This is a genomic window from Paenibacillus massiliensis subsp. panacisoli DSM 21345 (assembly GCF_000426545.1).
GTDB classification, from domain to species: domain Bacteria; phylum Bacillota; class Bacilli; order Paenibacillales; family Paenibacillaceae; genus Paenibacillus; species Paenibacillus panacisoli.
On the sequence record NZ_AUFO01000018.1, the window covers coordinates 60,904 to 84,331 of the forward strand.

The 23,428-nt window shown below is 48.4% G+C and carries 20 protein-coding genes, 1 pseudogene and 1 other annotated feature (1 of these 22 cut by a window edge); of the genes and pseudogenes, 5 read left to right on the forward strand and 16 right to left on the reverse strand.

Features of this window, described 5'->3' with window-relative positions:
• Nucleotides 1-126: 126 nt before the first annotated feature.
• The 4 genes from K331_RS0115275 to K331_RS0115290 form a co-directional block, all read right to left on the reverse strand.
• Nucleotides 127-1,233: a rhamnogalacturonan acetylesterase gene (locus K331_RS0115275; protein ID WP_051289861.1), complete on the reverse strand. Its 1,107-nt coding sequence runs from the start codon at nt 1,231-1,233 to the stop codon at nt 127-129.
• Nucleotides 1,234-1,507: 274 nt separating this feature from the next.
• Nucleotides 1,508-2,233, reverse strand: a complete 726-nt coding sequence (locus K331_RS0115280) for a Cthe_2314 family HEPN domain-containing protein (protein WP_018885611.1) — start codon at nt 2,231-2,233, stop codon at nt 1,508-1,510.
• 401 nt (nt 2,234-2,634) lie between these two features.
• The gene (locus tag K331_RS0115285) at nt 2,635-3,498 is read right to left on the reverse strand and encodes a COX15/CtaA family protein (protein ID WP_404821495.1); all 864 of its coding nucleotides are present in this window, start codon (nt 3,496-3,498) and stop codon (nt 2,635-2,637) included.
• A gap of 354 nt (nt 3,499-3,852) precedes the next feature.
• Nucleotides 3,853-4,197, reverse strand: coding sequence for a thioredoxin family protein (locus K331_RS0115290; protein WP_018885613.1), 345 nt, complete (start codon nt 4,195-4,197; stop codon nt 3,853-3,855).
• A gap of 325 nt (nt 4,198-4,522) precedes the next feature.
• Between K331_RS0115290 and K331_RS0115295 the strand changes: the two genes are divergently transcribed.
• The gene (locus K331_RS0115295) at nt 4,523-5,818 is read left to right on the forward strand and encodes a DUF2515 family protein (RefSeq protein WP_028590980.1); all 1,296 of its coding nucleotides are present in this window, start codon (nt 4,523-4,525) and stop codon (nt 5,816-5,818) included.
• A gap of 1 nt (nt 5,819) precedes the next feature.
• On the opposite strand, the gene K331_RS0115300 is transcribed toward K331_RS0115295, so the two are convergent.
• The 9 genes and pseudogenes from K331_RS0115300 to K331_RS0115335 form a co-directional block, all read right to left on the reverse strand.
• The gene (locus K331_RS0115300) at nt 5,820-7,457 is read right to left on the reverse strand and encodes a putative polysaccharide biosynthesis protein (RefSeq protein ID WP_028590981.1); all 1,638 of its coding nucleotides are present in this window, start codon (nt 7,455-7,457) and stop codon (nt 5,820-5,822) included.
• A 20-nt stretch (nt 7,458-7,477) separates the two neighbouring features.
• Nucleotides 7,478-7,957, reverse strand: coding sequence for a DUF456 domain-containing protein (locus tag K331_RS0115305; protein ID WP_018885616.1), 480 nt, complete (start codon nt 7,955-7,957; stop codon nt 7,478-7,480).
• Nucleotides 7,958-8,036: 79 nt separating this feature from the next.
• Entirely contained in the window at nt 8,037-8,780 is a 744-nt protein-coding gene (locus K331_RS0115310; RefSeq protein WP_018885617.1) for an HAD family hydrolase, read from the reverse strand.
• Nucleotides 8,781-9,051: 271 nt separating this feature from the next.
• Nucleotides 9,052-11,103 (reverse strand): peptidoglycan D,D-transpeptidase FtsI family protein, encoded by a 2,052-nt coding sequence (locus K331_RS0115315; protein ID WP_051289855.1) that lies wholly within the window; start codon nt 11,101-11,103, stop codon nt 9,052-9,054.
• Nucleotides 11,104-11,408: 305 nt separating this feature from the next.
• Nucleotides 11,409-11,660: pseudogene (locus tag K331_RS31490) on the reverse strand (YmaF family protein); the annotation flags it as partial.
• Nucleotides 11,661-11,718: 58 nt separating this feature from the next.
• A complete protein-coding gene (locus tag K331_RS0115320) occupies nt 11,719-12,537 on the reverse strand; it encodes a DUF2935 domain-containing protein (protein WP_018885620.1) in 819 nt (272 codons plus the stop codon).
• A gap of 237 nt (nt 12,538-12,774) precedes the next feature.
• Nucleotides 12,775-14,868 carry a peptidoglycan D,D-transpeptidase FtsI family protein gene (locus K331_RS0115325; RefSeq protein ID WP_025680207.1) on the reverse strand — a complete coding sequence of 698 codons (2,094 nt, stop codon included), beginning with the start codon at nt 14,866-14,868 and terminating at the stop codon, nt 12,775-12,777.
• A gap of 48 nt (nt 14,869-14,916) precedes the next feature.
• The gene (locus K331_RS0115330; protein WP_028590983.1) at nt 14,917-16,095 is read right to left on the reverse strand and encodes a transglutaminase domain-containing protein; all 1,179 of its coding nucleotides are present in this window, start codon (nt 16,093-16,095) and stop codon (nt 14,917-14,919) included.
• A gap of 55 nt (nt 16,096-16,150) precedes the next feature.
• A complete protein-coding gene (locus K331_RS0115335; RefSeq protein ID WP_025680209.1) occupies nt 16,151-16,591 on the reverse strand; it encodes a hypothetical protein in 441 nt (146 codons plus the stop codon).
• A gap of 262 nt (nt 16,592-16,853) precedes the next feature.
• Here K331_RS0115335 and K331_RS0115340 point away from each other — a divergent pair, with 262 nt between their 5' ends.
• Nucleotides 16,854-17,987, forward strand: coding sequence for an MFS transporter (locus K331_RS0115340; RefSeq protein WP_028590984.1), 1,134 nt, complete (start codon nt 16,854-16,856; stop codon nt 17,985-17,987).
• Between the two features lie 567 nt (nt 17,988-18,554).
• A complete protein-coding gene (locus K331_RS0115345) occupies nt 18,555-18,899 on the forward strand; it encodes a toprim domain-containing protein (protein WP_025680211.1) in 345 nt (114 codons plus the stop codon).
• A gap of 99 nt (nt 18,900-18,998) precedes the next feature.
• Here the strand turns inward: K331_RS0115345 and cyoE are convergent, their stop codons facing one another.
• Nucleotides 18,999-19,937, reverse strand: a complete 939-nt coding sequence (gene cyoE / locus K331_RS0115350; RefSeq protein WP_028590985.1) for a heme o synthase — start codon at nt 19,935-19,937, stop codon at nt 18,999-19,001.
• Nucleotides 19,938-20,083: 146 nt separating this feature from the next.
• On the opposite strand from cyoE, the gene K331_RS0115355 reads away from it, so the two are divergent.
• The gene (locus K331_RS0115355; protein WP_025680213.1) at nt 20,084-21,067 is read left to right on the forward strand and encodes a metal-dependent hydrolase; all 984 of its coding nucleotides are present in this window, start codon (nt 20,084-20,086) and stop codon (nt 21,065-21,067) included.
• 351 nt (nt 21,068-21,418) lie between these two features.
• On the opposite strand, the gene K331_RS0115360 is transcribed toward K331_RS0115355, so the two are convergent.
• A complete protein-coding gene (locus K331_RS0115360; protein ID WP_025680214.1) occupies nt 21,419-21,652 on the reverse strand; it encodes an alpha/beta-type small acid-soluble spore protein in 234 nt (77 codons plus the stop codon).
• A 118-nt stretch (nt 21,653-21,770) separates the two neighbouring features.
• On the opposite strand from K331_RS0115360, the gene K331_RS32230 reads away from it, so the two are divergent.
• Nucleotides 21,771-21,938: a hypothetical protein gene (locus K331_RS32230; protein ID WP_018885629.1), complete on the forward strand. Its 168-nt coding sequence runs from the start codon at nt 21,771-21,773 to the stop codon at nt 21,936-21,938.
• 243 nt (nt 21,939-22,181) lie between these two features.
• Here the strand turns inward: K331_RS32230 and trpS are convergent, their stop codons facing one another.
• Nucleotides 22,182-23,165 carry a tryptophan--tRNA ligase gene (gene trpS, locus K331_RS0115370; RefSeq protein WP_028590986.1) on the reverse strand — a complete coding sequence of 328 codons (984 nt, stop codon included), beginning with the start codon at nt 23,163-23,165 and terminating at the stop codon, nt 22,182-22,184.
• Nucleotides 23,166-23,244: 79 nt separating this feature from the next.
• Nucleotides 23,245-23,428: a binding site (T-box leader), on the reverse strand (it continues 97 nt past the right edge of the window).

Consider the following 23,428-nt stretch of genomic DNA (forward strand, 5'->3'; position numbering starts at 1 on the left):
CGCATGAAAGCCCCCGGACAGTCAGCAAAGTGACGCCTGAAGGCTATGGATGAATCCTGTTTGTAATAGATTCTCAATTTGTAATGGAATGCATTTCCAATTGATGATGAGGTTACATATAGAGGCTTACCACCCCTCCAGCCCCTGCCGTCTCAGATCCTCGGCTACAAGTCTAGCTAGCTGCTCAGCTCCCTGACGGTTCGGATGCAGAGTATCTCCTGGCATATAGAGATTCAGAGTCGCCTCTGGTCCAATAGAGGTAAAGTAGGCTGAGCTGAGCACATTAAGATCGACCAGCGTTACATTCTCCTCCTGTGCCAAAGCTAGCGTAGCCCCTCTGTACCATCTGTTCACGGATGAATGTACCTGATTCGCATTGAAATCTGTGGCTCTACCTTGTGGTGTCGATAATATGACATGGGCCCCTTTGGCCTTTGCCTGAATTACCATATCCCGCATCGCTTCCTTGAATTGAGCCTCGCTGACCTGATGCTTCGCATTCGTATCATTAATGCCGAATTGCAGGATGAAGTAGTCGCCAGGCTTAATATATTGTAGAACACTCTCCATCTGTCCATCATCGCGGAAGCCCCTTGCAATCTGACCACCTGTGGCCATGTTACGCACCTGGAACACATCTCCATCTACATATCCTGGCAGTAATTGTCCCCAGCCGCCCTGTGCACTGCTATCCAACGGGTAATAGTTGCACACCGTCGAATCACCACCAATGTAGATTGTACGATTCGTCGCCGGCTGACTTGATAGCTGCACGATTTCGAGCGCACTCAGTGTAAAAGCTGTCCCCTCTTTTCCCTCCGTAACTAGCAGGTTCAACTGCCCGTCAGTAACCGGGATTTGGAAGCGATCGACTGCTCCATTACCGGTCAGATTCATCAACTGGTAGACCCCTTCTGCAGCGACACTGGCTCTGCTCGTATTACCAAGTGTAACTTTTACCTCATAGAGACCTGTTGGCAGATCCACATTAAAGGTATTGCTGCTCTTGATACCGAATTGTCTGAATTGCACCGCGTCCGACTTGACTCCTGTACCCGAGGCCGTCACATTACGCATATGCTCGGGTGTCTGAAAGCCGTATCCTTTGCTAGCAGTATAGCCATCCTCTGCCCTGACCCCCACGTATCCAGGCTCTACTGCCCCCGCTCCAAAATCAAAACGATATTCAAGCCCGGCAGCCGATGTCTGTGGAGAGAACATTCCTAAAGACATTAATAAAGCGCTTACAATTATCAATACACCAACCTTCCCTTGCCTCTTTCGTCTACGCATTGCTATTCTCCTCCTTCAAGATATGGATACAAGCCTAAGAAAGTAATTCGCCACTTTATTTCCATTTCCTTCAATATATGATTTGTTTTTTACACCAAAAAAGACCATCTTACCGATGGTCCTTCTGTCACTTTTGCATCGCTTTACACTACACTACTCTACATTACGATCATCGACTGCAACAATTCATTGTTATCATCTACTGAAGCTAAGCTTAGTGGATTTTGTTCTTCTGCGCTCTCCTCAAGAAATCATTGGTGTAGTCGAATGCCACTGTTACACTCCGACACACCATCTCCAGACCCTGCCTCAGATCCTCCAGATGTGCATCCACATCCTCCAGTCGGATTGGACCGAACAAGGCTCTATGCCTTTGCCACAGATCATCCTGCATTTCAGGGCTCATATGATGGACCTCGATATTTCGACGCTTACGCAATCGGTCCATCGGCGCCCTGTACTCATCCTTCAGATCAAACAAACGGTTAGCAAGTGTACCGTGTACCTTCAGATATTTGAACTGGCGAAGCACCGTGTAGTAGGAATAATGTGCTTTTACACGGGTTGTATTGAGATCGTACAGATCATTTAACAGATTACCAAGTTTATCGAGCATGGAGAATACCCGTATGAATCCATCTTTGTAAAAATAGACATACCTCGAATAATCGGGCTGATCACTTGCAGACATCTGATCTCCTGCTCCCGCCTTTACCTTTGAACGAAAGTAACCAGCGACGAAGGTGCTCTGCTCCAGCTCATCCAGGGAAGATATCAGGCCTCGGGTCAGAATATCCGTCTTACGGTCCTCATGGGAAGGATCACCATGCTTGTGTATCCGCCGCTGCAACAGCTGCAACGTCTCGTTCATGCTGTTCATGGCTTCCAGCAGGACTCCTTCGTCCTTACGGGGCTCCTCCCCAACTAACGTACGCAGCAATCAACTCGCCCCTTCCTCACTCTCACATGTCAGTATTATTAAAATGATTACTCTCAGCTATCCATAAGCTTGATGCTGTCTCCATGGCGTACCTCGACAGATCACCCTTGTGGATTTATAGCCTACGTAAGACTGGTATAATTATATCAGCTCGTTAGGTGCGAAATGATGGAAGGCAGCGAATACAAGCGACAAAGCTTAAGATACCGTTCTCAAGCTTACCTTATATCATGTCCTTGATCCGTCCCCGCTCATTCCCCCAATGCCTTAAATACCTGTGACAAAGTCCACGAGAAACTCGCGGACTTTGTCAGTACTATATTCATTATAGCTACACAGTTACTTAGAGGCAAAACGAATTCTGAACGAGTACTTTCCAGCAAGGCTACAGCTTACTAGCCCTACTCCAGTGCCGCTTTCTTCATCCGTTCCGGTGAGAGCTGCCATACGCGGAAGCTCATATAGCACAGAATGGCAAAGGCAGCCGCAATAATAACCATGTGGGACAGCACGACGAACATGTAGATCTCCGGTCTGCCCGCTACAATCAGCAGAATCATACCTACGATGACCTGCAGCAGCAGCAAGAGCGCTGAAGCGACCCCCAGCATACGAAGATCACGATGATCAGGATGCTTGTGATACGCGAAGTGGCCGACAATCAGAATAACAACGAACAGTAATCCACCTGAGATCTGATGAATCGACAGCGGTGCAATCCCGAGGAAATCATTGATGTTCTTGGTCGTAGCATGGGTCAGAAATGCTCCTGTATACACAGCCAAGTACGTGTAGATCGTAGAGCCCCATACAAGCCAACGGAAGCCTTTCTTGACCGGAGCTCCTTGCGTTCGCTTGCTCTTGGCCGAATCCGATGCCTCCTGCCACACTCCCAGCGTCATCATCGTGGCACTTGCGAAAGCAATGAGCGCGAATCCGAAATGCAGCGCCATCACTGCCGTGGACTGAGAGAACACGACCGCGAACGCTCCCATGATGCCCTGTATGATGACAAAAGCCAGTGTCAGGCCAGAGAACACTCGCAAATCCGTACGGCGCTTGCGGAATACCAGCATAAATCCGGCAAAGCTCGATAATGACAACAATCCAGCCATTGCACTAACGAAGCGGTGTGAATATTCAATCACCGAAGCGACCGTATGCGCAGGCACCAGCTTGCCGTTACAGGTCGGCCATTCCTGACCGCAGCCCAGACCTGAGTCCGTCCGTGTGACGACACCGCCACCAAAGGTAGCCAAAAACATAAATAAACAAGTTATTAGCGCCAACCATTTCAAGATTTGAGTACCCTTCAATTTGTTCTCACCTACAGCTTTATATTTTTTTTGGTGAATGTTATGAAAACTTAACTAAAATAATTATAACTGATAGATTCATCACAGACATGGTTAGATTGTGACAAAACATGAACGACTATCACGAGATGACCAAACCAAAAAGGCCATCCCCACTTTGCTAAGCAAGGATGCCTTCCTGTCATTTGCTACGCATTTGCATTTGCATACGCATTCGCATTTGCCTCATACATCAGATGAGGTCCATCTATCCTTTTGTCTGCCATCAATTCACAAGCTACCGTCCTACAAGCACTCGTTGGATTACAGAGTCATCGCTCCATGCACCTCTGATGCCCGATCCAGAAATTGTTCAATTTCTTCTCTGGATTTGCGCAGCCTGTTCACCAGACGAACGAGCTCTTGGCCGTTGCTAAAAGCGATGAAGCTTGGAATCCCCAGCACATTATGTGCTTCACTGATTCCTTCCGTATGCTCTACATCCACTTCAATCAAAGTGAGCTGATTCGCATATTTTTCCTCCACCTCAGGCATGAAGGGATCTATGAATTTACAATCACCGCACCAGTCGGCTTTGAATACAGCTACAGTTAGACCGGGCTTCTGAATTAATTCGTCAAATTGGTCCTTGTTACTTACTTTTAGCATGAGATATTCCACCTTTCAGTTCAATTGAGCATTTCCTAGGGAACAATAATTCTGTGGACATTAATCCTGCGGGCAATAGCTCTGCCTTCTGCATGCATCATGTAGCGTGGCTACCTACTTGCTGGTATCAGCTACCAATAACCCTCATTATTATTGTACCCGTAATTATACAATTTGCACAGCGCTCGCACATTCTCATCTAAAAGTTCATACAGGTTCTTGCTGTCAGGGTTAATCAGGGTCAAACAAGCCATACTTAGAATAACATGATCTCAGTGCCGGCTGATGTTAACCACTCCAATCCAGGCCAGGCAGGAAAGGAAGGATCAATATGTCGGATTGGCTCCACCAGATTGCTGTCGGATTCCGTGATACGCTTCGTCTTGCACGGACCATCCCCCAAGCTCTTGAACACAAGTGGACGGGTACTCAGGCGGCCTGGTCCGCATCACGCAGATTGCGCTTGCCCATCCGCCCTATCCCTTGGAACCATGAAGCTGCCGAAGCCGCTTTGCAGGAGCTGGAGCTGTTCCTTCCCTTCCTTGGCCGTAACATTCGCCATTGCTCTACCGAGCATACCTTGTGCCAGCAGGATCAAGAGGTGCTTGAGCTCATTCAACATGATACAGCGCAACATAATCGTAGCAATATTACACGCACCGCTGCTTACCTGGACTGTTATCAAGCCTACCCTGAGCTGCATTGGGCACTACTAGCACATCTTGTCTCCCGTAACGGGGGGTATAACATGACAGATCTGAAAGGCGGACTGCTACAGGACCTGCTATCAGATCAGGACCGAAGTTCTCTCTACCGATTGTTGGAACGCAGCAATGCGCTCATTTTCCAAGATGCCTATCCCCAGCTTCAGTTGTATGCACACAGCCGGCGACTGGGACGGAGTTGCTTCCATCTGCTCCCTCACTTCCATATCTCTGCCTTCATGCATCCTTTCTGGGAACGCTTCTGGACGAAGCGCGATAGTGTCATGCTAAGCGTTGCTCTTATTATTAATGAGCAGTATTATATCGAGGGTCGAGTTATCCAGCATCCCTATTTCCAGAAACATGTTACCAGTACACTAGGGTTCAAAATGAATCAATGGCTGCAATTGAACCAGGTGCTCTTTCCCCTTGGGATAAATGGTCACCTCGCCGGGCTTGTGCTGGAGCAATTCGGTAGCCTTAGCAAACGGATTGCTTTCGGTAAGCAACTCTACGGCATGCTATTCGGTTACAAGCAAGTACTTGAACAGGTCACTGCCTTTGTTAATCAGGTCCCACATGAAGGCTCTCGAAGCGAATATTGGCCCGGATTATTCACACCGCATAGGCAACAAGCGCTGCGCTCTCCTGTAGAGAGTGCAGCGCTTGTTGCCTCGCAATGGTTACCAGAAGGGCAGAGACTATATAGTCCCAAGCTTCATGAGGTGTGGACGGATACCACCTATGAGCCCATTCCGCATTATGACTGGTATCAACAACGGATGGTCATGAGTTACTTAACCAAGCCTCGCAGGCCACTCTTGTTCGAGATCAGCCATGAGCATCGCTTCGGAATTCAGAAGCTCGCTTGGGCTCATGATGCCGAAGCGAATCTCACCTTGCCAACAAGCTTATAGCCTACTCCCTGCCAGCCTCGGACTGAGCTTGTCCACGCTGCAGTCGCATCAACGGCCTGAGCAGCTTCTGGATAATCCGTGGATAGCCTGCAAGTTCTTCTCTGGTAATCACTCGCAGCAGAATCATCAGAACAACAAAGGCAAGTGCAACTGTTGCACCCGACACTCCGCAAGCCAAGAAGAAGACCAGACGCGAAGGCGTTGCTCCGAAGGGTAGCCGTGTTAATACATTCATACCATAGCCTGCAGCCGCTGATATGACGACCGTCACGAGCAGGCCTGGCCATTTGCGTCCCAAAATAGAGAATGGAACGATGCCCTTGAGCACACGGATGTTAAGCAACGTAATGACCAGGAAGCACAGTGCAGTCGCGGCAATGATCCCGTACACATCGAACCAGATCGACAGAATCCAGCTTGCAGCGAGCTTCACTACCAGGCCGACCATGACATGAATGGTAGAGATATTGGGCTTGCCCATCCCGATGAGCATGGAATTACTGGTCATCATCGTAATCTGGAAAATGGTCCCCAAGGTCAAGGCGGCAATAATTCCGCTCCCGCTCAGGTCCTTGAATAGCAATCCATTAATGGAATAAGCTGCCGTAGTGAGTGCAATAACAATCGGCAGACCGCTCAAAATAGAAATACGCAATGCCAAGGTCATCTGACCGCGCAGATGATCCATATCCTTGCGTGCAAAGGCTGCTGACACGACTGGGAGCAACGATTGGCTAAGGGCTATGGCAAGAATAGGCGGAATACCAGCTACACTCTGAGCCTTGGCACCGAGTACAGCGAGTGCTCCAGTTGCACTGGCCTCGCCGATTTTGTCCACCAATAGCGTCTTCAAGATCGATGTATCAATAAAATATACAGCAGGTACTGCGAGTGAGGATAATACAATCGGGATCGACAGGGTAAAAATGTCCTTGTATATCCGCAGTAATGGAATGGGTGCTCCCAATGCTTCACCTGTCCCGCTCTTTCGGTCCTCACGGCGCAGCTTGAAGGTGAAGTATAGCATAACCGCGAAGGCTCCAATGCTGCCAATCACCCCGCCGAAGGATGCACCAGCAGCACTAAACTCTTCATTATAGCCTGCCTGCACCAGCATGTACCCTAACAGGATCGCTACCCCAACTCTGGCGAATTGTTCGACGATTTGCGAGATGCCGCCAGCCGTCATGTTGCCTCGTCCCTGAAAATAGCCACGCATCATGGCAATGGCCGGGAACAGCAGCAGGGCAGGTGCTAACGCACGTATGGCAAGTGCAGCCTCAGGCTGCTTGATGACATTGGTCGCATAATAGGGCGCTCCCACATATAGCAGTATCGTCATGATTATACCTGCGCCGACAGCAAAGAGCAGAGCCGCCTGATAGATTCTTGCGGCCTCATGCGGTCGATTCAAGGCATAGCGCTCCGACACCATTTTGCTTAAGGTGCTGGGGATACCCGCTGTCGCCATGGTAAGCAGCATCAAATATACAGTGTTGGAGGCTGTGAATGCCACGTTACCGACATCTCCGAACATGTGCTCCAAGGGCACTCGTTGCACGAGGCCCAAGACTCTGGCCACCAGCGCTGCGGCAGCCAGAATCAATGTTCCTCTTATAAAGGATTCCTTCTTAGACAATAGTCGTACCTTCCTCGCGCTTAAAATATCCAGAACAGGAACAGGATAATCATAGCCAGTTGCAGAACAATCTTCATGACCGTGCTAGTAAACAGTCCTACAACCGAGCCGATTCCTACCTGAACGGCCTTCTCCAGCGACTGACGCTGCAGCAGTTCACCCAATACGGCGCCAATGAACGGTCCCAATACAAGTCCGAATGCCGGGATGACAAATGGACCCACAATAACCCCCACTGTGCTTAGGATGGTCGATAGTCGTGAACCGCCGAACTTCTTAACACCCCATGCATTCACCACATAGTCAGCTACAAAAAGAATGACTACGATTAACGTCTGGATGATCCAGAACCAGATCGTGTAATGCTCGAACGTAAAGAACCAGCCGTACACAAAAAAACCGAAATAAATGGCAAGTGCCCCTGGTAATACCGGATACACCGCACCCAGCATGCCTATGGCAAATAAAGCAATAATCAGAATCCAGCCCAATACGTCCATACAAGACCTCCTCTACTCCCAGCTCATGTATAAGATAACTTATAGATGTATTGTAAGATCAATGTAAGATCAAAAACGATTAGACGAGAATATACTTGCGGATTACCTCGACAATGCCATCATCATTATTACTCGCTACCACTACATCAGCAGCCTGCTTCACTGTCTCCTGAGCATTGCCCATAGCCACACCCAGACCAGCTGCCTGAATGACAGCCAGATCATTAAGGCTATCACCAACAGCAACAACTTCCTGCATCGTGATCCCCAGTAGGTCGCATACCTCCTGAATGCCTGTTGCCTTGCTAATTCCTCCAGGGTTAATCTCCAGATTAACAGGAGATGAATTCGTAATTTGAAGTCCACCAAGATCCTGCAACTTCATCAAGATGCTATGGCGCTTATCATCATCACTTGTATTGTATCCGAATTTAAGCCACTCCAAGCTGTCCAGCGATTCTGGCCAACGCTCGGCGTTATAGAGCTCCTTCGTGCTATAGGCCCAATACCAGGAATCATGCTCAAGTGCGATCTCTCGCATCTTGCGAACCAGCTCTACATCCAGCAAGGATCGTCTCCACAGCTCATGAGGAGATTTCCATACCTCACTGCCATTCACAGTAACCATCGGCGTCTCCAGGCCAAGTTCCTGAGCATAAGGCAGTGCATGCATGGCGGCCCGTCCTGTAGACAGACAGACGTGAATTCCCTCTTTGATCGCACGGTGAATCCAGTTCGTCGTCTCCAGTGAAATTTCATGATTGTCGTTCAGCAATGTACCATCCATATCCAAGGCCAGCAATTTATACTTATAGTCTCCCATGAAGCTCCTCCTCTGTGCATCACGATTCTACACGCTTGTGGTGATGCTTCTTCTCTACTTTATCAGGGCATTTACCCAACGACATTTTACCACTATCACGCAGCAAGGGCTACAGCATCATGTCCAAATGGAGACTTGAGCGAGCTTGTTTGATTCAAACGCTACCGCGAGTAGCCACTTTTTCACAGCTCCAATGCAGCAAATAAAAAAATCACTCATTGGAAAAGATAGAGGTTGCGCTCCCCATTCCAGACGAGTGATTTCTTCGGGTTCAGTTATTGCCAGTACCCTCATCGGTGGCAGCCCTGTTGCCTTTCGGCACACCGTCAAGTCCGTAGACCTGATCGTATGCGTCGAATATCTTGCGAGCAATCGGAGCTGCACTCGTCGAGCCAAAGCCACCCTCGGGTACAACTACAGCCACGGCCAGCTTTGGATTGTTACGGGGAGCAAACGCGATGAATACCCCGTTATCCTTGATGCGCCCGCCTACGCTTTGCTGTGAGGTACCTGTCTTACGGGCAAAATCATACGGGAAGTCGCTAAAGGCAGAGACATTGGTCGCCATCCCCCGAATGACCTCATCCCAGTGGGCTTGTTCGAATTCTACCTCATTCAGCACCTTGGGCTTGATCTCACGCACGATATTACCCTCACTGTCTTTAATATGACTGACCAGCTGAGGCTCCATCCGCTTGCCCCTATTGGCAAGTGTTGCTGTATACTGCGCGAGCTGAAGTGTCGTATATTTTCCCTGCTGACCGAAAGAGCCTTGCACCATACGTGTCAATACACTTTCATTGGTTTCTTCTTCTTTATACTCAAGTCTACCCAGATACTCCCTTGGCAGGTCTACACCTGTCGAGACCCCTAGCCCAAATTGCTTCATATAACGGTCCCATATGTCGATAGCTTCCGCTCCATAACGACTATTGAGTCTCTTCCCGATCATATCCACCATGAACGTATTGGATGAGACTTGAATGGCTCGTGCCGGACTTAAAGAACCATGGGCACTTCCTCCCGAGTTACCAACTCTGGAGGAGTCGTTGCGTCCGTAGAAAGCCGAACCGTTATCGAAATAACGATCTCCTGTAGTGAAGAACTTCTCCTTCAGCCCGATCAGCACCGTGAGTGGCTTAATGGTGGAGCCTAACAGCAGGACAGACTCGGGATGCTGACCCGGACGATTCGGACGGACCGGGGAGATGGTCCCGTTGCGATACGTATATTGAATCTTCTTCCAATCCTCTGGCGACGTTCCGCCTGTCTTCCAGACGTTGGCATCATAATCCGGCATGCTCGCCATCGCCACGATGTGTCCGGTATCGACCTCCATTGCCACGGCATAGCCAGTAGTAGCTTCCCGAGTCTTCGGAGAAGACTGAAGCTTTCTTAGCTGATCCGTTATCGCCTGCTCTGTGGCCATCTGGATATCCTTATGAATGGTAGAGTAGACATCATAGCCCTTGCGGGGCGGTGTCACAGACACGACCCCATCAGGCAGGTAGCGTGGATTGATGGAGATTGTCTTGTATCCGTTCAAGCCACGCAGCTCATCCTGATACTGTAGCTCCAAGCCATCATAACCGACTGTCTCACTCTCCCGATAGACCAGACCAGGATTGAGCTGGGCATTCTGATTGTCATGAATCTCCTTATATTTATCAACATTCGTGCGTGCGTTCTGATAGGTACGAATATAGCCAATGGTCTGGACCGCCACAGTATCGGGATCGTACTGACGCTGGCTTTCCTCGATAATATCAATTCCCGGATACTGATCCTTATGCTGTAGAAAATAGGCAATCTCCTCCGAGCTTAACCCCACCTTCACCAGCCGTGGAGTGAATCCACGCTCTACTACATAATTACGATCCAGTCGGTTCATGATCTCCGCCGCATCCAGCTTCTCTCCATCAGGATCACCGTATTCGGCAAATTTGTCTGCCAGCTCCTCCGTGAATTGCTCAAGTTCAGGCAAGAGCCTGTTCTCTTCTTCGCGTAGGGCTTCGGTCTTGTCGCTATAATCCTTCTGGAGCGTGACATAGAGTGATTGGATAGGTGTCGAATAAGCTAACTTATTCTTGCCAGTAGCATCATAGATTACGCCTCTAATCGGCGAGAATGGAACGTTGCGGGTACTGGAATAAGCTACTTCTTCCTTGAGCTCGTCGGCCTCCAAAAACTGTAGCACAGATAGTCGAACGATAAGGACAGTGAATAGTAGGAAGGAGCAGAAGAAAAACACATTTAGCCGGAAGGTAAAGCGCTTCCTCTCTGCTGTGGTCACTCCGGACTTCTCGATCTTACTCAACTTCATTATGCCAAATCCTCCTGTAGCACAGAGATATTCCAATGTTACCACAGCTTACCGGTCAACTGGTGACAATCCAGATACCACTTCTTTTACCAAGTAGGCTAAGCGATCTCAACTGAAGCAAAGGCTCGATGCTTTGGACGAGCCTATCCAGACCACCGGTCATGGGACCGGCTTGAATACGCTACCGAAGCTCTGCAGACTCCTTGCACAACAAATTCAGAGGTTGCAGCAAAGTATCCGGCCCTTTCAACAAGAAAAGACGAGCCAGTAGCTGCCCGTCAGTGTTACAGTTGTTGTTTGGAAAATTAATTACGGTACTCTTCCTCATCTCCAGTATTTCCACTGTACCTATGAGCGTGGGGAATTCTACCGTTCACCGTTGTATACCCTTCGAAATGGTGATAATGTCCACCGCCTGACAAGCGAATGGCTGGCCCTGTTGTTCCTCTGATGGTGTGTAAATGCTGATTGTTAAATGATGTTTCTGCATAATAATGATGAACATGCGGAACACCACTTGGAGCTGGCTCTGTTACTCCAGCGTAATGATGGTAGTGGAAGTCTTCTAGCCCAATTGTATTCCATCAAATAGATGCATCCATCTAGATACCTACCTCACATCATGATCTCTCTCTTGTCTACCTTCATGCCAGACAATGACCGATCGAACATATCAAGAATAAATAAGAATCGTTCAGCTTCACGAAAAACATGATCTGCTAATAGAGGATGAATGATACTTTTGATTCGACACTCCTCAATTAAGTCGCGTGCAGTCTTCTTAAAATCTCGCAATGATTTGACCGAGACGCGGTTCTCATCAACAAATTGACTTAGTAATGGATGGGTCTGCGATTGTGGGCGCATGGAACTTAGGTCAATGGCTTGAAACATCAGCGTATCAAAATCTTGGCTGAATTCCCTTGCTTGTTCCACTAATTTTCGCTCAGATGGATCAAGCAGATGACCTATAAATTTTGCGTGGTCAGCCATGATTTTCAGGAAAAAGACATTTTCATCAATAATCGCATCAGGTAATGGTTCAAGTCTCCCGCTATTGAGCTCTTCTAACCGATTTCTGAAATAATTTGCTTCTCGGCTAACATGATCTACAAGCAAAGGAAAGTTGGTTCCCCCAGGAAGTTGGCAACTTAGTATAAGCCCAAGTACCTTTCTCTTAAATGCCCAAATATATGAAGCGGCTTTGTGAACTTCTGAATTAAACTGTCTAATTACTTGGGGATCAGCATCTTCTTGAAAAGAATGTGCTCTTCTTTCAATATCCTCAAAGATTGTATGAAATTGATTAGCCTCATTAATTAACTGCGTGTCCTCACACCGAAACCCAAGTCGAAGAAATAAGGAATGTTCTTTCATTATGCGCGACCAAAAACGTATCTCATCTAATGATCTGACTACAAAAGGATCCGACAAACCATTTTCCACCTTTCGGGCCAATGAATAAGACAACCATTTGTATTGGCTTGATAGCAAAGTATATGGGCATGACATGTTTCAATATGCTATTGGAAAATAAAAATTAGTTCTGTTGCCCGGAAACAGTGTACATTAAATGGGTTAACAGTAATAACCAGCCTACCTAAACATACGAAAAAAGCCCCCCACCCGTTAATACAGGGGGAGGTCCTACCTCTCGATACAACAGCTAAATTAAGGATTAGTTTCACTACTATTGTTGGCATTGCCGTCTTCCGCATTCTTTTGCTTCTTTGGAACACCATCCAGACCGTACACTTCATCGTATGCGTCGAAAATCTTGCGTGCAACCGGTCCCGCACTGGTCGCTCCGAAGCCGCCCTCTGGAATCATCACAGCGACCGCAAGCTTCGGATTCTGACGTGGAGCAAAGGCGATAAATACCCCGTTGTCCACGAGCTTGCCGCCAACGCTCTGCTCAGAGGTTCCTGTCTTACGGGCATAATCATAGGGGAAGTCGTTAAATGCAGCCACATTCGTTGCCATCCCCCGAATAATCTCATCCCAATAAGCCTTCGGGAAATCGACTTCATTGAGTACCTTAGGCTCGAACTTCTTCACGATATTGCCTTCATGGTCCTTGATCTGACTGACCATATGCGGCTCCATGCGTTTCCCACGATTCGCCAGCATGACTGTGTATTGTGCCAGCTGCATCGTCGTATACTTCCCTTGCTGGCCAAAGGAAGCATAGGCCAGCTTCGACAGATTACTCTCGTTACTCTGACTGTAATATTCCTTCCGACCCGCATATTCACGAGGCAAATCTACTCCAGTCGGTACTCCAAGTCCGAATTGCTCCATGTAATTATCCCAGACCTTGACCCCTTGATCCTTCTCGGCATCATTACGGTATTTGTTATATAGTCCCTCACCGATCAGATCAACCATAAAGGCGTTGGAGGAGTTCTTGATAGCCGTATCTGGGTAAAGTCCCCCGTACACGTGTCCTGAGGAGTTACGTACACGTGAGGAATCATTCCGACCGAAATAAGCCGCACCACGGTCCTGATAATAGGTTGAGGTCGTGATCAGTCCCTCCTGCAAGCCGATCAACACGGACAGTGGCTTCACTGTTGAACCCAACAATACAACGGATTCGGGGTGAGAGCCCTTTTGGCCTGATAAGAAAGCGCGGATCGTACCGTTCTGATACACATACTGTACCTTCTTGTAGTTTTCTGTCGAGATACTGCCTGATTGCCAGTAGTTCGTATCGTAATCCGGCATACTGGCCATCGCCACGACATTACCGGTATCGACTTCCATCGCTACAGCAAAGCCCGTCTGTGCGTACGGATGCGTGCGGCCTGACACACGATTAGAATGCAGCCAACGAAGCTGATCCATAATAGCATCTTCTGTCTTGAGCTGAATTTCCTTATTGATGGTCGAGATGATGTCGTGCCCCTTCTTAGGTGGCGTGATTGACTCTACGCCCTGGGGCATATTTCGCAGATCCACCGGGACGGTCTTATAGCCGTTCTCTCCCCGTAGCTCATCCTGATATTGCAGCTCCAGACCATCAAAACCAACGGTCTCATTGTCCATATAGACCAATCCTGGATTTTGCTGCTGCGACATGTTGGCTTCAATATCCTTATATTTATCAAGCGAGGTTCGCGCGCCCTTGTACTTGTTAATGTAACCGATCGCTTGTACAGCTACGGTATCTGGATCATAATGACGAATACTCTCCTCGACGACCTCCACACCCGGGAACTCGTCCTTGTGCTGCATGAAGTAAGCTGTCTCCTGCTCCGTCAGCTCCGCCTTGATTAGACGAGGCGTAAATCCGCTATATTTACGATAATTCCGGTCCATCAAATCCAGAATCTCGGCCGCAGTCAACTTAGGTGCCTTGGAATCGCCATATTTAGCGAAGCTGTCAGCCAGCTTCTCTGACATCTGCTCTAGCTCAGGCAATAGCTTCTTGTCATCATCACGGATATTCTCCGCACTATCACTATAGTTTTTGGCCAGCGTGATATAGAGAGACTGAACGGGTGTCGAATAAGCCAGCTTATTCGTGCCTGTTGAATCATAGATGGTTCCCCGAACAGGAGGTAGCGGCACGTTCTTCGTAATACTACCTGTCTCTTCCTCTCTTAACTGCGGCCCCTCAACGAACTGCAAAATAGCCAATCTAACAATAATTACGGTGAATATCAAAAATGCACTAAAGAAGAAAAGGTTGATCCGGAAGCTGAATCGTTTACGAGCCGTTGCCGCCGTGTCCTGATTCTGCCCGTGATCTGTCTTTCTCATCATGTGTCCGGTCTCTCTCCTTCCTAACTACCTGAATGCCTTTCGCACTCAATTGGTGATTGCAGTGTCTGCGTACTCATCTGGAATGTGTGTCTGTGCAAAGCCTGATGGATTGAACCAGTTGCCACTCTGTGCCCATGTAGCATCCAGTGGAATCCATGCTTCCTGCTCGGCAATGTACACTTCATTCCAAGCATGAGGCCCATAGCCCCCTGCTCCATTATAACCTAGCCCCGTCACAACCTTCACCTGCAGCCCCTGTGATCTTGCCATCACTGCGTACAGGCGGGCATAGTCAATACATACACCCCTTCGGGTGTCAAAAGTATCGCGTGGAGTCTGCTCGCGCCATTCCCCTCGCTGCTCATAGGCCTCCACTTTATCGTAATCATACGCAATTCTGCTGCCTACCCAATCATACAGCCTTCGGGCCTTCTCCTCATCCCCTGAAGCTCCACGGACAAGCTCAGCCGCAGCCCCTTCAATATCAGCAGGAATGCTACGATCAATAATCTCATATTTTTGTCGTAGAATGTCACTGAATTCCTTCGTTACAGCCTGGGTCAATACCGGCAGCTTATCCTTGATGAAGCCTCCAGTCAGTGGAGCCACTACCGTCTGGGCACCCTTGCTGTAGATTGGAGAGGCCTGTACGTAGCTACTGAAGGAACTACTTGGGTAAAGACTGACGCCAATGAACAGCACTGCAATGAGCATCATGGCGCGCGCTGCACCGATGACTACACCAATGCCTGCACCAGATAATCTCCCCAGAAAGCTGGATGCCCCTGTTGTATGAGAGGTCGAATCCTTATCCCGCCCCATGACTAACGCATAGATCCCCCGTAACAGCGACATAACGATAATATAGCTGAGAAGGAACAACAGAGCAAAGCGCAGCAGCGGGAACATCTCCACCACCTGAAGCACAGCCTCCAGCATATCCCGGAAGCTGCTAGTGCTCGTGTCGCGTTCGATCAACACAGTCATATAATCGGCGAGCCAGCTCTGCACGATAGGAGATAGCCAAGCAGCAAGCCCGAAAGCGCCAAGAATACCCGCAACCGTTATTACACCATCTACGATCAGATTGAAGAGTGCTCCAGCAGATCTGGATGCCCCTCTACGCCAGCCCTGCAGTAGGGATATTACCACCACAACGATTAGCGCAACGGTTACCCCATTCCAATTCCATGACGTCAAATTCTCAAGCCAATCTTGCTCCATCTCTACCTCCCTGCTTCAGGCTACCAGCGTTCAGTCAGTGAGAGCTCGACCCAGCTTAGGGCGAGCTGCTCTTGGCCTGATCTATAAAGGTAGCGACGGTATCACTGACACTCCACTCCCCGAGTGGCACACCCTTGAAGGATACCTTCACTTTATCGCTGCCAGCTGTCCCTGTAACCTCCAGATTTGGACTCGTAATCGTAAAGCCCCCGTCTCCATTGGAGGTATACTTCGCTTCCTTGGCTTCCTGCGCCATAACCTTGACCGCTTCCGATTTCATGGTCTCCACAGCCTCATCTTTTACACTCATGACGGCCTCTTGAATCTGATCCATCGAGATACCACTGTAGATTAACAAACCAGCTACAATGACAATAACAATAAGCCATTTCAAGACGGTCTTGACTACATTCAGCACAACAAGCAGCACCACTAGCGCGATTAGAATCACCAGCCAGTTCTGCTTGATAAATTCAATCCATACATTCATATCCATATTCATGACACTCCCGCTTCAGCTTAGCAAATATTCCACAAGGCTAGCAAGCCTCATGCACTCTATCATTATACATGATTCACTATTTCCCTGTCAGCTTGCCCTCGCATGGCACTTTCAAAGGAATATAGCACGAGGAGATGGTAGACATTTCACCCCCGATAACAAGATAGACGTGCCGTAATATTTCAAAAAAAGGTCTATGTCTGTCCCAAGTGGAGTAGGCTCTACAAAGAGCCCGTACAAAGGAGTGGAAACCTGAGTGAAAACTGCCTTGTGGTTGTATCTGTTCCTGTTCATCGCCTTCTTCGATCTGCATGCCCAATACCCGATTCTTACTCCCTTTGCCATTTCCTTGGGAGCCGCCCCTACCTTCATTGGCTGGATGATGGGTATCTACTCCCTGACACATCTTCCTGGTAATCTGCTCGCAGGGCCAGGTGTCGATCGCCACGGCAGCCGAAGATATATTATGTTCAGCTTGACAGCAGCAGGCTTTATTTTGGTGCTACAGGCATTTGTCAACTCCCCTTGGGAGCTGCTGGTGCTCCGTGCATGCAGTGGTTTTGTACTGGCTTTCTTGTCTCCCGCCTGTATGACACTATTGGCCCGTCTATCTGACGATCCTGTCACCCAAGGAAAATATATGTCTGGTCACGGTGTCATACACACCCTTGCTTCCGTCATCTCACCAGCTGCCGGAGCATTTATAGTAGCCAGCCTTGGCTTTCAGAGCACCTTCAGCTCGCTTGGCATCATTCTGATCCTTACCGGGATCATGGCTTATTTCACCCTGCCCAAATCCTCACAGGTACATACGACACTTGCGCAGGAGAAGGACACAGATACCCCACTACCGAATTGGCGATACTTTCTTCTGCCGTTAGTTATCGCCTGTGCTCAAGGAATCTTATTCTATGAGCTTCCGCTCCGTAATGCAGGGACTGAATCCATCCTGTCAACAGGGCTTCTGTTCTCGGTCATTAGTCTGGGCGGCCTGGTTACGTTAAGCATGCTATTCCTGAATAACTATTCTCCCTTGCTCAGATTAGTTAGCGGCATGCTTCTGATGGCGCTTTGTTTCTTTTATATGGCAGCCTTCCCCGATAGCTCGTTGGTTCCAGTCTTGTTCGTACTTGGCACAGCCAAAGGAATCATCTTTCCAGCCATGGCTGCTTTGTTCATTCGGTTGGGTGGCAACCGTCTTGGCAGAATCTTCGCCCTGCATTCCATTGTTGTATCTGTTGGCTCCTTCATTGGACCGGTCGTGGCGGGTCAGCTTCGTGATCAACACTCGCCTTTCTTCCTAGCCTTTCTGATCATGACTTGTGGCCTGCTCTTTCTGCCCTTGCGCCGCCCTACCCCTGTACCTCCACTCTCCACGACTGGCTCCTGAACTATCTGAGCCAGTCGCCTATTTATACGATATAAGGCGAATGCACAGGAGATCTGTCCCTGGGGCACATATCATACATTGTAGTCAGCAAACAACTTAAAACATAAGAAATCCCCACGAAAGCGAGGTACAGCACATGAGTAACTGTAACCCTTGTGGTCCAATGTACGGCGGTGTCTGGACATCTACAGGAACAATTCTGGTATTGTATGTGTTGCTGGTCATCATTCTGCGTACTTTCTGGATCTAATCTACTCCGATTCGAATTGAATTCAAATTGAGTCAATAGCAAAAGGGACCGGGAGCTCCAGTGGAGTTCGCGGTTCTTTTTTTAGATAATCCAATATAGGTTTGAGCGTTATTAGCTTTCAATGGAGCTGAACAATTCGATGTTCGCAAAGAAAAACCTCATCCCAACGTGGTTTGTCTCCTGTGAAAGTACGTCGATAGATATTTTTCTTTTGCTGCTTTTTGCATCTTATTTGTCATTATTGCTACACTAGACCTGAGCCCTCATCATTTCCCGGGGAATTCATATCCTACGCCTAGCGATTAGAGGTGAATCCATTGTCAGTAACCATCATTGTGGAAGGCAAAAATGACCGCAGCAAGCTTAGACGCCTGCTAACGCCCGAGGTAACCATTCTCTGTACATTTGGCACACTGAATACGGTCAAGCTGGAGCATCTTCGAAAGGAAGCACGACATGACGAGGTCTATCTCTTTCTGGATAATGACAGCTCAGGCAAAAAAATCCGTGGTGTGCTAAGCGACTCTTTTCCCGATGCCATGCATATGTATACCCGAAGAGGCTATGCCGGTGTCGAAGGCACACCTGATGAGTATGTCATTGCACAGCTTGAAAAAGCTGGCTTGGATGAATTTATCGTCTATCCAGCGGTGCTGGATTAATTTCTTCTAAATACAAAAAAACTCCGCAAGGCTGCGGAGTTCATATCACGTATTTGATGATGAGAAATGAATGACGGTCATAACGATGACAGCTCACAATTACTTATGCACAGTATCGAAGATCATCAACAGGAAGCTAATCGTCAAGTAGTTAATGGAGAAGAAGAATACTTTTTTGGCCCATGCATCCGTGTCCTTTGCTTTGAAGCCCTTCAGAGCAAAATACAGCCATAGCAGGGATAAAAGCAAGGTCGCAATCATGAATACAAGGCCGGTATAGTTGTACACATACATCAGAATGGGTACAGGAATCAGTAGTATAATGTAAGGAAGCGTCTGCCACTTGGTGCGCTCAATGCCTTTGACCACTGGCAGTAGCGGGAAGCCTGCGGCACGGTACTCCTCCACTCTTCGGATGGCAAGAGCCCAGAAGTGAGGGGGTTGCCACAAGAACAACAGAGCAAACAGCAACCATGCACCTAGGTCAATCTGACCAGAAGCAGCTACGTAACCGATGACTGGCGGCATAGCACCAGAGATGCCTCCAATGGATGTACTCCATGTCGAGGTACGTTTAAGCCATAGGGTATAGATTACTACGTACACGAACATACCTAGCATACCCAGTAAACCAGCCAGAGGCCCGGATAGCAACAACAAGACGGATAGGCCTACAATTCCCAAAGTAATTGCGTAGATCAGCACGGTAGTCGGCTTGAGACGGCCTGTTGGTAATGAACGCTTGCGTGTGCGCTCCATCTTCATATCCAGCTCACGGTCAAAATAGTTGTTAAACACGCAGGAGGAAGCCATAATAAGTGCGGTTCCGATTAGTGTAAAAAGCATTTTCATGTAGTCGACGTTCCAGCCGGAAGCCAGCCAAAATCCACCGAAGGCTGCAACCATATTGGTACGAAGGATACCAGGCTTGGTAACTGTAATAAAATCCTTCCAGGTACCTGCCTCAGCACCAGGTGGCTTACGACCTACTGTAACTGCGGCAGCGTCCGATTGAGTCTTATATTGTATATTATTCACGTTGGATCATGCCCCCTTCATTATCAGTCAGAAAAAAACGGAGGTTTTCTGCCTCCGATATAAATTTTATCACAATTATTTGCCAAAGAGTTTGACAAAGATCGTACATTTCCAATTTTAGAGACATGAAAAGGAGCTGTTGTCGTGTGGATACAGCAACACATTTTGCCATTGGCTTCGGTCTGGCAGGTCTTGCCTATATTGATCCAGTAGTTGCAGCCGATCCCGTCACTGCTGGAGCTGTTATGCTCGCTACTGTGCTCGGATCGCAGGCGCCCGATTTCGATACCGTACTAAGAATGAGGGGGAATGCAGCCTATATACGCAATCACCGCGGATTATCTCACTCTCTTCCCTTTCTGGCCATATGGACGTTCCTGATTACGGCATTGATTATGTTACTGTTCAGAGAAGCCGCCATATGGCACGTAGCCCTGTGGACTGGGATCGCCGTATGTGTGCATGTCTTCACCGATTTATTCAACACCTATGGTACACAGGCTCTGCGTCCCTTCAGCCGTAAATGGATTTCCTGGGACATCATTCATATTTTTGACCCATTCATCTTCGGAAGTCATGTCGTCGCAATTGTACTTTGGGCACTGCAATTATTGCCACCTGCCCCTCTGTTCACGGCGCTATATGGACTGCTCATCTTCTATTATATATGGAGAGTGTGGAGTCATCGGCTGGGGAGGCAGCGAGTACAGCAGCTGGATGCTGGTTACAAGGAGGGAGACACCTATTCTCTAATTCCAACGATGTCCTGGAGCAAATGGCATGTCGTGAAGGCATCACGTAATGGTAGCTATGAGCTCGGCATCTATGAGAACGGTGAGCTGAACTGGAATCGACGCGCCAAGTCCTCTACGCACGCAGCTGTGGAAGTCTCCACCCAGCACAGTGACATTCGTTCCTTCTTGTATTTCTCCTCGTATGCCGTGGCTAATGTAGAAGAATTTGCTTGGGGATATATTGTTCGTTGGACCGATGTTCGTTATCGGCACCGAAAGCAGTATCCGTTCGTAGCAGTCATTGCTATGGATCGCAACTTCGAGACACTTCACACCTATGTCGGCTGGCTAAGTGACGAGAAAATGCAAAAAAGACTGTCCCCTCACATGAACTAGACAGTCTTTTGGTTATACTCTAACGAATCCACAATATTGCAGTTGGCAAGGAACGCTATTAGAGCATCCGTTACAGTTCCAACCTGAATAATGGGCATGAGTGACACGATAACTGACACTCATGCCTTAAATTTTTGAAATACTTCCGCTCGACAGAGGCACAAACGTCCAATTCCAGTTGTTATTATGTAAGCGTACTCTTGACGAAATAGTAGCGTTTGATTCACAATACAAGAAGGAATACTTAAAAAATAAAGGAAACGGTTAAATTCCGTCTAGCCATGACGAGAAAAAGCCGGAGCACTTACGCTCCGGACTTTCATTCATGCAGGTATTGCTGAAAGTCGAGTCTTACAGTCCTGTCTGGCCTGCTGAAGTACCTGCCAGCGAAGCTTCTGCCTGCTGTACCAGCTTTTTGGTAATATATCCACCCAGGGAGCCAGCTTCACGAGATGGCATGTTGCCATAGTAGCCGTCTGCTGGAATTGTAATTCCAAGCTCCTGCGCAGCCTCATATTTCAATTGCTGAATGGCACTGTTAGCTTGTTGAACAACCAGATTGTTTGAACGATTACGTCCTGCCATATTTGAATCTCCTTTCAGTCTTGTGAATGAAGTTCCTTGCAAGCTTGCAAGCTTAGTATGGCTCAGACCCGGTTGCTTATTCCTGAAATGATCATATTCAATTATGGAGGTTTTTGCCATGAGTAAGTCTCTATCCATGTGGTTCGCAGCTTCTTCCATCGTACTATTGACCGCTTCCGCTGTTGCGATCAGCCATTCGATCTGGCTGGCTCTTCTGCTTGGGTTGCTGTCTGTAGGAAATATTGGCTGGGGCTTCGTCGTCAAAGCCAAGCGCAATCGAGCCTAGTACCACGCCTCCTATGGGTGCAGGCCGCGGCAAGCTTTAATAGTGTGCTTGAGTGATATGGTTAGGGTAACCGCTTTTTTTGTACAAGATCTATTTGCTCAGCCATGCTGCATCCATAGCCAACAAGAGGAGCCCATAAGGGCCCCTCTTTTTGGTGTATCCAATACATAAGATGCAGTTATGCACCTTAATACATAGAAGCTTAGTGTATAAATAAGCTTGGTCCACAGAGACGAGCTACCTTTATCTAGGCAAAAAGCCCATCCGATGCCTTACCTCAGTCAAAGTACGCTCAGCTGCCTCCTGCGCTCTTTCAGCGGATTGGGAGAGAACACGAGTCAACTCCCCGGATTCACGAATGTCTCGATAACGCTGTTGCAGTGGCTCGATGACGCTGAGCACGGCCTCGGCAAGCTCTTTTTTGAAGGCACCATACATCTGCCCCTCGAATCTTCTCTCCACCTCGGATAGCGTCAATCCAGAGCATTGACTATAAATACTCATCAGATTGCTGACCTCTGGCTTGTTGGCAGGATCATAGCGTACTTCGCTTCCCGAATCTGTAGTTGCCCGACTGATTTTCTTACGAATGACGGACGGCTCATCCAGCAATGCAATATAGCTGCCTGGGTTAGGATTGCTCTTACTCATTTTCTTCGAGCCATCATCCAGTGACATGATTCTAGCCCCCACCTCAGGAATATAAGGCTCTGGAATGGTAAAGAACTCCCCGAATCTGTGATTAAAACGTCCTGCCAGATCACGGGTCAGCTCCAGGTGCTGCTTTTGATCCTCGCCTACGGGTACGAGATCCGCATTATAGATCAGAATATCGGCAGCCATCAGCGCAGGGTATACGAAGAGTCCCGCACCGACGGATTCCTTCCCTTCCGACTTGTCCTTGAACTGCGTCATCCGCTCCAGCTCACCCATATTAGTTAACGTCGTCAGAATCCATCCGAGCTCTGCATGCTGTGGCACATGGGATTGGATGAACACACTGGATTTCACTGGGTCGATGCCAGCAGCCAGATACAACGCAGCTACAGCCTCTGATTGCTCGCGCAGCTTGGCTGGCTCCTGCTGGACAGTAATGGCGTGCAAGTCCACAACCATGAAGTAACACTGATGCTCATGCTGTAAGGCCACAAAATTCTTCATAGCGCCGATGTAGTTGCCAAGGGTCAGTTGACCGCTGGGCTGAATACCTGAGAGCACTGTTTTCATAATTACATTCCTCCTATTTCCGATATGATCTGCAATTCCACTGAGTCTCTCTAGCGAACGCAAAAAAGGCCCCACATCCCCAAGGGACGCGAAACCGTGGTACCACCCTAATTCGCTGTCTCTGACCATGACCCGAGAGCTGTTCTGTTGAACAGCACGGAAATCACCAAGAATAGAAGACCAGCCTTCAGGTTCCTGTAACGGGGAACAGCCGTTCCTTCATACTAACAAGCATCGTATGCTTGGGTTCTGTCGGAAACTCC